Source organism: Flagellimonas halotolerans (assembly GCF_035818535.1).
Taxonomy (GTDB): domain Bacteria; phylum Bacteroidota; class Bacteroidia; order Flavobacteriales; family Flavobacteriaceae; genus Flagellimonas; species Flagellimonas halotolerans.
Genome location: NZ_JAYKYV010000008.1, coordinates 127,167 through 139,063, shown reverse-complemented (window position 1 = coordinate 139,063; position 11,897 = coordinate 127,167). Strand labels below are relative to the sequence as shown.

Genomic DNA, 11,897 nt, shown 5'->3' with positions numbered 1-11,897 from the left:
CTCCTGACATCTTTTACAACATCAGGAGTTTTTACAGATTATATTAGATACAATTAAGCATTCTGCTTCTTGATCAAGTTCAAGGCCGAACCTTCGTTGAACCACTTGATTTGCGCATCGTTGTACGAATGGTTTGTTACGATGGTATCCTTACTTCCATCAGAGTGCACTACTTCGATGGTCAAAGGTTTGTCAGGAGCAAACTCAGCGGCATCAACAATATTGAACGTATCATCCTCCTGGATCAAATCGTAATCGTCCTCATTGGCAAAGGTCAAGGCCAACATACCTTGTTTCTTAAGGTTGGTCTCGTGGATCCTTGCAAAGGATTTTACCAATACAACGGCAACACCCAAGTGCCTTGGCTGCATGGCCGCATGCTCCCTTGATGAACCTTCACCGTAGTTGTGGTCTCCCACAACAACCGTCATGATTCCTTTTTTCTTGTATTCACGCTGGGTATCGGGAACACCTCCGTACTCACCTGTAATTTGGTTTTTAACGAAGTTTGTCTTTTGGTTAAAGGCATTTACGGCGCCTATCAAAGTATTATTGGCAATATTGTCCAAATGCCCCCTGAAACGCAACCATGGCCCTGCCATGGAGATGTGGTCCGTGGTACATTTTCCAAAGGCCTTTATCAACAATTTCATACCCTGAAGATCGCTTGCTTTGATGGGCACAAATGGTTCCAACAATTGCAAGCGCTCGGAATCCGAAGCCACTTTAACCTCTACTCCACTTCCATCTTCCAACGGGTCTTCGTAACCGTTTTCCTTAACTTCAAAACCTTTTGGTGGCAATTCCCATCCTGTCGGTTCATCCAACATTACTTCTTCCCCATCTTCGTTGATCAACTTATCCGTTAAGGGGTTAAAATCCAAACGACCTGCAATGGCGATTGCAGCGGTCATTTCGGGCGAAGCTACAAAAGCGTGTGTATTGGGGTTTCCATCGGCGCGCTTTGCGAAGTTTCGGTTGAAGGAGTGAACAATGCTGTTCTTTGGTGCGTTTTTTGGATCTTTGTATCGTGCCCATTGGCCAATACACGGTCCACAGGCATTGGTAAAGATCGTAGCATCCAATTTTTCGAATATCTCAAGGATACCATCACGCTCCGTAGTATATCTTACTTGTTCCGAACCTGGGTTGATACCAAATTCAGCTTTTGTTTTCAGTTTTTTGTCCAGAGCTTGTTGTGCAATGGATGATGCTCTCGATAAATCTTCATAAGAAGAGTTGGTACAAGATCCTATCAATCCCCACTCAACAGCTAAAGGCCAATCGTTTTTCTCGGCCTTTTCTTTCATTGTTCCTACTTCTGTTGCCAAATCCGGGGTAAATGGTCCGTTCAGCAAAGGCTTTAATTCGGAAAGGTTTATTTCGATTACTTGATCAAAATATTGTTCTGGATTGGCATACACCTCTGGGTCAGCGGTCAAATGTTCTTTAACTTTATTGGCTTCATCGGCAACATCGGACCTGTCCGTAGCTCTTAAATAGCGTTCCATGGATTCGTCATAACCGAATGTGGAAGTTGTAGCTCCAATTTCCGCACCCATGTTACAGATGGTTCCTTTACCAGTACAGGACATGGAAGTTGCTCCTGGGCCAAAATATTCCACAATGGCACCTGTCCCCCCTTTTACGGTAAGAATTTCGGCCACTTTTAGAATAACATCTTTAGGGGCTGTCCAACCAGATAGCTTACCGGTCAATTTGACACCGATCAACTTGGGGAATTTTAGCTCCCAGGCCATTCCTGCCATTACATCCACGGCATCGGCCCCACCGACACCAATGGCCACCATTCCCAATCCACCGGCGTTTACGGTATGGGAATCGGTTCCGATCATCATACCTCCAGGAAATGCATAATTTTCCAAGACAACTTGGTGAATAATACCTGCACCTGGTTTCCAAAATCCAATTCCATATTTGTTCGATACAGACCCCAAGAAGTCAAAAACCTCTTTACTGGTTTCGTTGGCGTGCTTCAAATCTGATGCTGCGCCATCCTTGGCTTGGATTAAGTGGTCACAGTGAACCGTTGTGGGCACCGCTACTTTATCCTTACCCGCCTGCATAAATTGAAGCAAGGCCATTTGCGCCGTTGCATCTTGACAAGCGATTCTATCGGGTGCAAAGTCAACGTAATCCTTGCCTCTTACAAATGCTTTTTCGGGTTTACCGTCCCAAAGGTGGGAGTATAAGATTTTTTCGGAAAGTGTAAGGGGCTTGCCCACCAATTCACGGGCTTTTTCCACACGTTCCCCTATGGAAGCGTAAACACCCTTAATCATGTCTATATCAAATGCCATTATACAATTGAGTTTTTAAGATTTTCGTAATTCGGTAAATTTACTAAAATGAGAAGTAATTTGGAATTAGAATCGCACTAAATAAGTGTTGACTTTCCTATTTTTTACAATAATTCCGTGATAATTTTTTCCTCATTGATGCCTTCAGCCTCAGCTTTGTAGTTTTTTAGGATCCTGTGGCGAAGGATTCCCAGGGAAACTGCCTTAACATCTTCGATGTCCGGAGAGAACTTACCATTAATGGCCGCATGGGCCTTAGCTGCCAAAACCAAGTTCTGTGACGCCCTCGGGCCTGCTCCCCAATCAATATAACTTTTTACGTAATCGGATGCACCTTCTTGGTCCGGCCTTGTTCTATTGACCAACCTAACCGCATAATCCACAACATTGTCTGGCACGGGAATACGTCTTACCAAATGCTGTACTTCGATGATTTCGTCGGCATTGAAAAGTGTGTTTATCTGGACCTGATCATCCGTAGTAGTGGATTTTACCACTTGGATTTCCTCTTCAATCGAGGGGTATTTCAGCTCTATGGCGAACATAAAGCGGTCCAATTGCGCTTCGGGCAATGGGTAGGTGCCTTCTTGCTCTATCGGGTTTTGTGTGGCCAGTACAAAATAGGGTCGATTCAATTTGTACTGCTTTCCAGCAATGGTCACCGCCCTCTCCTGCATGGCCTCCAGCAAAGCTGCTTGGGTTTTTGGTGGTGTACGGTTGATCTCATCAGCCAAAATGATATTGCCAAAAACCGGTCCCTTAATAAATTTAAAGTTTCGGTTTTGGTCCAAGACCTCACTTCCTAAAATATCGCTGGGCATTAGGTCGGGCGTAAACTGGATTCTTTTAAAATCCAGTCCCAAGGTTTGTGCAATGGTGTTAATCATCAATGTTTTTGCAAGACCGGGAACACCGATCAACAAGGAGTGGCCCCCGGTGTAGATGGATAGTAGTATTTGTTCGATCACTTCATCTTGGCCTACAATGACCTTGGCAATCTCTTTTTTTAAATCTTGGTGCTTTTTTACCAGATTTTCTACTGCAACTACATCCGACATACAATTATTCCTTTACCCAGTTGTTTGCAAAATCGCAGTCCCTACTTTCGGAGTCAACATGGATATAAGTATCCTCTATATGTTCGTCCATCCATTCTTTAATGGCCTTGAACTGCTTTTCCCTTAGTGCCAGTTCCTGGATTTTCATGTAGTCTTTTGCGAAATCTGCCTCGTGCTCGTCATAACGGTTGGAAATCTTCATGATTTTGAACTTGGGAGCTCCTCCCCTTTGGTCATCTTCACGAATTGGACGGGATATTTCACCATCCTTTAAATCCCTAACTTGATTATATAGTGTTGGATCCATTTTGGTCAGCTCAAAACGGGAATCAAAGTTTACTGGGTTACGGAGCAATCCACCATCGAACTTGGTTTCTTTTTCATCTGAAAAGTTCAGGGCTGCTTCGGCAAAAGTATATTTGCCATCCAAAATTTGTTGGCGGATAGTATCCAATTCGTTTACGGCCTTATCAATAGCACTTTGAGGGATTTTAGGAATCATGAGGATATGTCGAAGATCTAACTCTTGTCCCCTGATTTTTTCTATATAAATAATATGATAGCCGAAACTTGTTTCAAAGGGCTCCGATATCTCCCCTTCCTGAAGACTGAAGGCTACATCCTTAAATTCCTTTACAAACGGAGTTTCTTTCGTCATACTATAAAAACCTCCTTTGGATTTAGAACCTGGATCTTGCGAGTACAAAATGGCCTTTACATTAAAACTCGCATCGTTCTCCAATACATCTTGGCGAATTTCCTTTAACTGGTCAATGACCTTTTGTTTTTCCTCTTCCGGGGCCTCGGGCTGTTTTACAATCTGGGCAATTTCCAGTTCTGCTCCAAAAACAGGTCTTTCATCTTCCGGAATTTTATAGAAAAATTGGCGAACTTCTTCCGGGGTCACTTCAATCTCTTCAACAATCTTGCCCTGCATTTTTTCGGATAGCATACGCAGTTTGTTGATTTCAAAAAGTTCTTCGCGGAAACTTTCCATATCGGGCTTTTTATAGTAGCTCAACATCTTCTCCACGCTTCCTATCTGTTGGGTCAATTGCTGTATTTGACGGTCACTCTGGGCATTTACCATATCGTCGGAGACCAACAAACTGTCCTGCACCGCTTGGTGGGCGTACAATCTATCCTCCATAAGTTTGCCCAATAGGTTGCATCGGGTAACATCTTCGGTGGATGCCCCTTGGTTTTGAAGGTCTATCAATGTTTTGTCGATATCCGACTCCAGGATCACATAATCCCCGACCACGGCGGCAATACCGTCCAATTTTACTTTTTTGGCATTACTGGTGGAATCGTTAACGCCCAATGCTTCGTCGGCTTCCTGCGCTTGTACCATACCGAACAGTGCAAAAAATGCAATAAAAAGTCCTTTAATTTTCTTTGTCATAAACCTCAAATTCATTCTTCTTAATAGCTTCATCAATAATTTCGGTTTCCAGTTTTTTTATGTAGTTCAACCGTCTCCTGTTCAATATCAATTGTTTGATGTCCGGCTCCACATAATCAAAAGGAGCTGTTTCGTTGACTTCCAACACATTGGTCACCAAGCCCAAATATACCTCTAACGAATCTTGTAACTCAAAAAATTGTGATTTTTTTAAGTGGGTTTCCTCATTTGCCCGCGTCAAAGGTGGAATTTCTTCGATTACCCTTGATGCACTTATCCAAATAGAATCGTTAAAATGAATTTTATTGAACTGTACCGCGATGGAGTCCAAATATCTTTTATCCGAAACGTCCCAATTTTTTATTTTGGCCTCTACACCGTCCCTGTCCAAGAACTTTTCGGACATGCCCACAAACCTGAGCTGCACCAATTTTTCGTTTAGTTTGAAGTTTTCTTTCTCCCGCTCGTAAAACTCCTGTAGCTGTGCCTTGGTAACGGAAGTGTCCTGGGATTGGTTCACCAATGCCTCTATGTAAGCCCTTGTATAAAGGTCGGCCCGGTAATCGGACACCAAACGGTCAAATTCGGCCAACTTCTCTTCGGGTAGATTTATTTTTGATTTGGACAACAACAACTGCTTGGATGCCCAATTGTTGATATAATTCGTAACGAACATGGTGCTGTCCTCCGCTGTCATGTCGTCCCTGATCAAGGAAGCAATGTCCTCTTTGTACAAAAAAGTATCGTCCACCCTTGCCAAAGGTTCCTTCTCTTCTTCCTTGTTGAACATGCCCTCGCAAGAAGAAACGAGGATTGCAATTAAAGTGCAAAGAAGGAACGGCGTATTTTTTTGGTGCTTAAGCATTTCGCAAAAATAACAATTACAAAATCCCTTACAAGAAGGTTCTAATTTCATTAACAGATTTTTTTAGTTGGAGATAGATGCCAGAAATTGCTACATTAGTGCAAAACCAAACCAAACATGAAGTACACTACCGAAATTGTTATTGATGTCCCAAGGGAAGAATTCATCAAAAAGATGGATGATCCCGAAAACATGAGACATTGGCAAAGAGGTCTTGTCAACTATGAACAACTATCACAAAACCCTGGACAGGAAGGTGCCCAAATGAGTCTCAGTTACAAAATGGGCAAACGGGAAATTACCATGATAGAGACCATCATCAAAAGAAACCTTCCCGATGAACTGCACACCATTTACGACACCAAAGGTGTGCATAACATTCAAAAAAATTATTTTAAGGAAGAAGGGGACAAAACCCGCTGGATTTCCGAGTCTGAATTCCAATTTTCGGGATTTGGCATGAAACTTATGGGGCTTTTTATGCCCGGTGCGTTTAAAAAACAATCCTTAAAGTACATGCAAGATTTTAAATCCTTTGCCGAAACCGGCAAATCCGTAACCGGCTCATAAAAACCATGGAAAAGCTTTTGGACAGAAAAATAAAGATTATTTGGGACTTTAGAGGTCCCAATGCGGCCCATGTTGCCGAACACTATTTAAAACACCTCAAAGAATTTGTAGAGGCAGAGGAATTAAAGCACGACCTTTCGGGAGTAGAACATTATAGTCCCACCCACAGTATTGCTTTTTTGGTCGTGGCCGAATTTGAATTAAAGGAGGCAAGGGAAATTCTGAAACCCCACAGGGGCCAGGTATATACGGGGGAAATTTAATCTTTTTTTCATGAGGTCCAGACTTGGGATATTGAGTTTGCTTGTATTGGGGCTCTCCTGCTCCAAAAATTCATCTACCGACCCTTTGATCCAAGTGCTTTCTTCCGAGAATGTCAAAATTAGCAGGGTAATGGACAATCTGGAGGCACATGAAGTCCAAATAAGATACACCCAAATAGACCGAAGGAACGACAACATCGTTTTCACAGATTACGATTTTCAGGTTGACAAAAGCAACTATTTTTATCCTGCAAGCACGGTTAAGTTCCCCGCTGCGGTGGCCACTCTGGAAAAACTCAACGAACTTGACTCACTTTCCCTAAACACCCGGTTTTTTGTTGAAGGTGATTCCGTAAACTCAACATTCGCAAAGGCCATTTCAGAAATTTTTGCCGTCTCGGACAATGCCGCCAACAACCGGTTGGTAGAGTTTATAGGGCAAGACGACTTGAATGAAAGGATGCAAAGGAGAGGCGTTTCGCCCATTAGGATAGCCCATCGTTTATCAACAGACAATGCTGATGATGTAACTACCAAACCATTGGTTTTTTACCTTAACGATTCCACGACCTCATTGAGCAAACCCATTATAAATTCCCCGATAAAACCACTTGAACTAAATAGGGCTGAAAAAGGAAAAGGTTTTATTTCTGATGAATCTTTGCAAATGGATCCTTTTGATTTTTCGTTGAAAAATTACTATCCCATCGAAGCACAGACTGCACTGTTAAAACGTATCATCTTTCCTGAAGCATTCCCAAGGGAACAACGTTTTAACCTAAGTGATGTTCAACGCAAATATTTGTTGACCGCCATGCACACACTTCCGACCCAATTAGGTTATGACCCCGATGTATTTTATGATAGCTATGTAAAGTTTTTTATGTTTGGTGACAGTACGGAACCCATGCCCAAACACATCAAAATATATAACAAAGTGGGATATGCCTATGGTACCCTGACTGATTGCGCCTATATAAAGGACACCAAAAACAATGTTGATTTTATGCTCACGGCAACGATATTGGTTAATAGCGATGGTATTTTTAATGATGATGCCTACGAATACGACGAAGTGGGCATCCCCTTTTTGGCACAATTGGGAAGAGAACTTTATGAAATTGAATTGACCCGAGGAAGATAACAAGGTCCGAAACTAAAAAAGCACCGCAATGCGGTGCTTTTCAACATCAAAACGAACAACTCTTTATCAGTTGGGCATTACAACATCCTCAATAATATGGATCACTCCATTCGAGGCAACGACGTCTGTTTTGGAAATTTTACTCCAATTTCCCTGGGCATCTTCTAAATAGATATCGTCGTCCTTTTTCATAGCAGTTAATTTCCCACCGTTCAAGGTTGCAAGTTCTGCTTTTCCATTTCCCTGGGTCAATGCAGCTGCCACGTCGGTAGCCATTAATTTGCCCGACACCACGTGATAGGTTAAGATAGCCGCAAGTTTTTCCTTGTTTTCCGGTTGTAATAGTGCGTTCAAGGTTTCAGAATCAATTTTGGCAAAACCTGAATTCACAGGAGCGAATACCGTGAAAGGACCATCACCCTTCAAGGCTCCCACAAGATCAGCCGCTTTTAGTGCGGTCACCAAGGTTGAGAAATCATCTACCGAAACAGCAATGTCCACAATGTCTTGGGATTTTTGTGCACTAGTGTCTTGGGTTGAAAATAATAAAGCACAAGTGGCTAAAGCAAAGATTAATTTTTTCATTTTTTCTGATTTAAATTTTCAATGATTATTGTTTTTAAAGCGCTTTCAATTATTATTTACACATGGTTTGGGCAAATGGATGAGCACCGTAGTTTTTTATCATATCTTTAACACTGGCAATGAAGAACAGTTTTGAAGACCATGAGGTAATCGCCCGCTTAAATTCGGGTGACGACAAGGCCCTCTACCAGCTATACGACAAATATTCCGGAGCACTGTTCGGAGTAATTCTTCGCATGTGCCGTGATAAAGACAAGGCTGAAGACCTGCTACAGGAAACTTTCATAAAAATTTGGAAAAACATAGCAGCCTACGATGCCTCAAAAGGCAGATTTTATACTTGGGCCTACAGAATTGCACGCAACACAACGTTAAATTCAATGCGAACTAAGAACAAGCTCATCCAAACGAATGATTTAAGTGTATATGATACTAAGGAGGTTAACGAAGAGTTACCCAATTATACGGAACTTAAAGGTTCCATAAAAGCCCTTGAACCTCATCACCAAAAAGCTATTGCATTGGTGTATTATAGCGGTTATACCCATAAACAAGCACACAAGGCAATGGGAGTGCCATTGGGCACCTTTAAGTCCTACATTAGGCAAGCACTAAAACAATTGCGCGAAACGTACACGAATATGTTGGTTTATATTTGGGTCGTTTTAGAATCAATGGCATGATGGAAAAGAAAAAGATATTGGAAGAAGGACTTCTAGAGCTTTATCTGACCGGAGAGCTTTCAGAAGAATTGACCACTGCTGTGGAAGATGCCCTGAAGCAAGATGAATCGCTCAAGGAGCATTTTGATGTGTTGGAAGCAGATTTCGAACGCATGGGTATGGAACAGGCCATAACTCCGCCATTAATTGTAAAAGAAAGAATAAAAAACGTCATCCGTCAACCAGAGATAAAAAAAACAAGTTGGTTGCCCCTATCGATTGCGGCCGGATTTGCATTGGTTTTTGGCCTAAGTACGTTTTGGCTCTATGTGAAATGGCAAGATGCCGAAAGCGATCTAAACACACTTCAATTGCAAACCAGCCAATTACAGCAGCAAGTGGATGAACTGGAATCCGAGTTCAGGCTCACCGCCAATCGTTTGGAGAACATCAATAATCCAGATGTGGTTCCTTTGGTACTCTATGGTAACCAAAAAGCGCCCAACGGCAAGGCCATAGCTTTCATCAACCATAAAAGTCAACTGGTATTTGTCAACCCCAAAGGATTACCCGTATTGCCCAAGGATAAAACCTATCAAATGTGGAGCGATGTCAATGGAGAAATGATCAATATGGGCGTTGTACCCACCGATAAAGAGTTAGTAACCTTAAAATATATCGAAAACGCGGAATCGCTAAACCTGACCGTAGAACCTGCTGGCGGTAGCGAACACCCAACAGTTGAGGAACTAATTTCCAACGTTATCATATAATCCAAAAGGACAAGTGGGACATTGGCCCAAGAATCAAATTCTTTTCGACAATGTCCCACCTTCCGGACTAGAATCCATAAAAGTCAAGAAACCTCACCCAACCATTTCTGGTTGCATGTTCCAGTTTTCGTTGCCCAAGAGCACTTGGTCAAAATCTATACCTTCAATCGGCTTTAAGGTTTGGCGTGCTGCATTCCATTCTATTTTCCTTCCCAATTTCCAGGATAAACCTGCCATGTGGGCAGAAATAGCTTCATCAAAACCTTCTTTGATGCCGCAGCTCACGTTTCCACCATTTTTAATAACACTTAACCATTCCCTCATGTGCAAAAAGGTGGAATCTACACGAACTCCATCAATATAGGTCCACATTAGGCCTTTATCAGCAAAGTACTGCGATGTTGCCGATGATACGGCATCTGTTGCATTCGCTGCTGGGTCGTATTGGTAGATAGGTACGTCAGGTCTCATTTTTTCCATTTCCAGCATATCGGCATATCGGGTAGACGACCCATCGGGCCAAACCGTTAATCTATTGCCCAGTTCCATAGTCGCATCGTGCCCCATTAAAATGGTAGGTCTATTGAATCCGTTACCCAAAGTTGCACTATAGCAAAAGGTCATCCCTTTTTCCTTGCCCTTGGTTTGACTGCTTCCCGTGCTATAATCGGGAAACTCCATGTTCACTTGGATCACATCGGGAACATTACGGCCATCGTTATGGGTATAAATTCCACCTGAAGCACTTACCGAAGCTGGAATTCCCATATTGAGGACGCAGTTCAAGCGGTCGTAATCGTGGGTCAACAAATCTCCAGATAGTCCAGAACCATAGGCCCACCATTTACGCCATCTGAAAAAGTGGTTTTTGTTGAACGGTACCTTTGGTGCCGACCCCAAGAATTGTTCCCAATCAATGGTATCGGGACTGGCTTTTTCGTGGATATCGTAGTTCCATGCCCCGTTGTCATCGTTCCTGTTTGTGTTTGTCTGGATCAAGGACACATGCCCCAGCGTTCCTTTTTCCACAATGTCGCGGGCCGTGCCAAAACTCAAGGTTTGCCTATGTTGGTGTCCTACTGCAAAAACCGCATCGGATTTTTCGGCGGCCTCGCGCAAGGCATAGGTCTCACCAATAGTATGTGTCATGGGTTTTTCTACATATACATGCACATTATTGTTCAATGCTTCGATGGACATGGGAGCATGCCAGTGGTCCGGGGTAGCGATTACCACGGCATCCACTTCGCCACTTTGGATCATATCCTTGTAGGTCAAATATCTTTTTATTTGATTATCGTCCGTCGAGAACGAATTAATGAATTTTTCGGCTCGTACATCGAATATATCACAAATACCGACCAACTTTACATTGAGCCGTTCTTGTTTCTCAAAATCTTCCAACCTTTTATTGTTCGGGTCTTCTTCGGCTTCCAAACGCATTTCTTCTTTCCATTCGTCCGTAGCAAAGCCCAATGCCCTGGTCAATTGTTCCCCTCGGATACCAAAGCCTATAATTCCGATTCGAACAGGTTCACCGCCAATACCTGGAACTGCAGGAGGCAATGATGGCTTTATATTAAGTTGTTCCAATATTTCCGAGCGTTTATTCCTCGACCCTACAGAGGTTGCCGCTCCTGCCCACCATACAGCTCCGAGTATGGGCAGGCCTCCCAATCCTAGTAAAAGGTCTCTTCTAGTCCATTTCATTGTTCCTGAGTTTTAAGTTTGTACTTTCTAAGGTAATCCAGACCAAAGTATTTGCCTGTTGGTAGTTGGTAAATCACAATACAGGCCACAAGTTCAATCAAATTCTTATTGATCAACCAGTAGTTTCCTTCCGCGTTCATTTGTGTTAAACCAGGAAATGGCGGATGGGCCAAGAAATACAATGCCAGTAGACCAATGCCCACAATGGCCCCGATTTTTTCGAAGATTCCAAGGGTAAAGGTGACCCCTACCACCATAAGGGCAATAATGTTCAAAGTGTCCACCCAACCTATGGTTGCATCGCCGATCAACATGGTAAAAAACCACTCAAAAGGTCCTTGCGCGGTTGCCAAATACCCAAACGATGTCCATTCGGGATTGTACATCTTCACCACACCTTCAAATAAAAAGTGCCACCCGATAAAAATACGAAGCAGGGTAACACTTGCTTTCAGTTTATTTTGATTTTGGTCCATAGTTATATAGTTAATTGCAAACAATCGTTGCTTCTGATATGTTTTAGAAATCAAGAATTGGGAAA

Annotated in this window: 12 protein-coding genes; 5 read left to right on the top strand and 7 right to left on the bottom strand. The window is 42.7% G+C overall.

The genetic code is table 11. The annotated features are described in order from the left end of the window. Positions 1-53: 53 nt before the first annotated feature. The 4 genes from VM932_RS11340 to VM932_RS11325 all read right to left on the bottom strand — a co-directional run bounded on the left by VM932_RS11340 (position 54) and on the right by VM932_RS11325 (position 5,649). Positions 54-2,321 carry an aconitate hydratase gene (locus tag VM932_RS11340; protein WP_326278895.1) on the bottom strand — a complete coding sequence of 756 codons (2,268 nt, stop codon included), beginning with the start codon at positions 2,319-2,321 and terminating at the stop codon, positions 54-56. A 104-nt stretch (positions 2,322-2,425) separates the two neighbouring features. Beyond that, complete coding sequence (locus VM932_RS11335; RefSeq protein WP_326278894.1) at positions 2,426-3,379, bottom strand: AAA family ATPase; 954 nt, start codon at positions 3,377-3,379, stop codon at positions 2,426-2,428. 4 nt (positions 3,380-3,383) lie between these two features. Further along, positions 3,384-4,784, bottom strand: coding sequence for a peptidylprolyl isomerase (locus VM932_RS11330; protein ID WP_326278893.1), 1,401 nt, complete (start codon positions 4,782-4,784; stop codon positions 3,384-3,386). Next, positions 4,768-5,649, bottom strand: coding sequence for a peptidyl-prolyl cis-trans isomerase (locus tag VM932_RS11325; protein WP_326278892.1), 882 nt, complete (start codon positions 5,647-5,649; stop codon positions 4,768-4,770). Before VM932_RS11325 ends, VM932_RS11330 begins: the two co-directional genes overlap by 17 nt. 117 nt (positions 5,650-5,766) lie before the next feature. Here VM932_RS11325 and VM932_RS11320 point away from each other — a divergent pair, with 117 nt between their 5' ends. Genes VM932_RS11320 through VM932_RS11310 form a run of 3 tightly spaced genes read left to right on the top strand, consistent with a single transcriptional unit; the run spans position 5,767 to position 7,626 of the window. Then, entirely contained in the window at positions 5,767-6,219 is a 453-nt protein-coding gene (locus VM932_RS11320; RefSeq protein ID WP_326278891.1) for an SRPBCC family protein, read from the top strand. Between the two features lie 5 nt (positions 6,220-6,224). Continuing rightward, the gene (locus tag VM932_RS11315) at positions 6,225-6,482 is read left to right on the top strand and encodes a hypothetical protein (protein ID WP_293169232.1); all 258 of its coding nucleotides are present in this window, start codon (positions 6,225-6,227) and stop codon (positions 6,480-6,482) included. 10 nt (positions 6,483-6,492) lie between these two features. After that, entirely contained in the window at positions 6,493-7,626 is a 1,134-nt protein-coding gene (locus VM932_RS11310) for a serine hydrolase (RefSeq protein ID WP_326278890.1), read from the top strand. A 66-nt stretch (positions 7,627-7,692) separates the two neighbouring features. Here VM932_RS11310 and VM932_RS11305 read toward each other — a convergent pair whose 3' ends face one another. Next, on the bottom strand, positions 7,693-8,211 hold the full coding sequence (locus VM932_RS11305) for a fasciclin domain-containing protein (protein ID WP_326278889.1): 519 nt from the start codon (positions 8,209-8,211) through the stop codon (positions 7,693-7,695). A 119-nt stretch (positions 8,212-8,330) separates the two neighbouring features. Between VM932_RS11305 and VM932_RS11300 the strand changes: the two genes are divergently transcribed. Together VM932_RS11300 and VM932_RS11295 are read left to right on the top strand one after the other, a co-directional pair. Continuing rightward, positions 8,331-8,894, top strand: a complete 564-nt coding sequence (locus VM932_RS11300) for an RNA polymerase sigma factor (protein ID WP_326278888.1) — start codon at positions 8,331-8,333, stop codon at positions 8,892-8,894. After that, positions 8,891-9,646, top strand: a complete 756-nt coding sequence (locus VM932_RS11295; RefSeq protein WP_326278887.1) for an anti-sigma factor — start codon at positions 8,891-8,893, stop codon at positions 9,644-9,646. Before VM932_RS11300 ends, VM932_RS11295 begins: the two co-directional genes overlap by 4 nt. 93 nt (positions 9,647-9,739) lie before the next feature. Here VM932_RS11295 and VM932_RS11290 read toward each other — a convergent pair whose 3' ends face one another. Together VM932_RS11290 and VM932_RS11285 are read right to left on the bottom strand one after the other, a co-directional pair. Further along, positions 9,740-11,356 carry a Gfo/Idh/MocA family protein gene (locus tag VM932_RS11290; protein WP_326278886.1) on the bottom strand — a complete coding sequence of 539 codons (1,617 nt, stop codon included), beginning with the start codon at positions 11,354-11,356 and terminating at the stop codon, positions 9,740-9,742. Continuing rightward, positions 11,353-11,832, bottom strand: coding sequence for a DoxX family membrane protein (locus VM932_RS11285; protein WP_326278885.1), 480 nt, complete (start codon positions 11,830-11,832; stop codon positions 11,353-11,355). Before VM932_RS11285 ends, VM932_RS11290 begins: the two co-directional genes overlap by 4 nt. Between the last annotated feature and the right edge of the window lie 65 nt (positions 11,833-11,897).

What these genes read in the sequence shown, in the direction of transcription:
- VM932_RS11340 (WP_326278895.1), bottom strand. Translation starts at nt 2,321, where the DNA reads ATGGCATTTGATATAGACATGATTAAGGGTGTTTACGCTTCCATAGGG.
- VM932_RS11335 (WP_326278894.1), bottom strand. Translation starts at nt 3,379, where the DNA reads ATGTCGGATGTAGTTGCAGTAGAAAATCTGGTAAAAAAGCACCAAGAT.
- VM932_RS11330 (WP_326278893.1), bottom strand. Translation starts at nt 4,784, where the DNA reads ATGACAAAGAAAATTAAAGGACTTTTTATTGCATTTTTTGCACTGTTC.
- VM932_RS11325 (WP_326278892.1), bottom strand. Translation starts at nt 5,649, where the DNA reads ATGCTTAAGCACCAAAAAAATACGCCGTTCCTTCTTTGCACTTTAATT.
- VM932_RS11320 (WP_326278891.1), top strand. Translation starts at nt 5,767, where the DNA reads ATGAAGTACACTACCGAAATTGTTATTGATGTCCCAAGGGAAGAATTC.
- VM932_RS11315 (WP_293169232.1), top strand. Translation starts at nt 6,225, where the DNA reads ATGGAAAAGCTTTTGGACAGAAAAATAAAGATTATTTGGGACTTTAGA.
- VM932_RS11310 (WP_326278890.1), top strand. Translation starts at nt 6,493, where the DNA reads ATGAGGTCCAGACTTGGGATATTGAGTTTGCTTGTATTGGGGCTCTCC.
- VM932_RS11305 (WP_326278889.1), bottom strand. Translation starts at nt 8,211, where the DNA reads ATGAAAAAATTAATCTTTGCTTTAGCCACTTGTGCTTTATTATTTTCA.
- VM932_RS11300 (WP_326278888.1), top strand. Translation starts at nt 8,331, where the DNA reads ATGAAGAACAGTTTTGAAGACCATGAGGTAATCGCCCGCTTAAATTCG.
- VM932_RS11295 (WP_326278887.1), top strand. Translation starts at nt 8,891, where the DNA reads ATGATGGAAAAGAAAAAGATATTGGAAGAAGGACTTCTAGAGCTTTAT.
- VM932_RS11290 (WP_326278886.1), bottom strand. Translation starts at nt 11,356, where the DNA reads ATGAAATGGACTAGAAGAGACCTTTTACTAGGATTGGGAGGCCTGCCC.
- VM932_RS11285 (WP_326278885.1), bottom strand. Translation starts at nt 11,832, where the DNA reads ATGGACCAAAATCAAAATAAACTGAAAGCAAGTGTTACCCTGCTTCGT.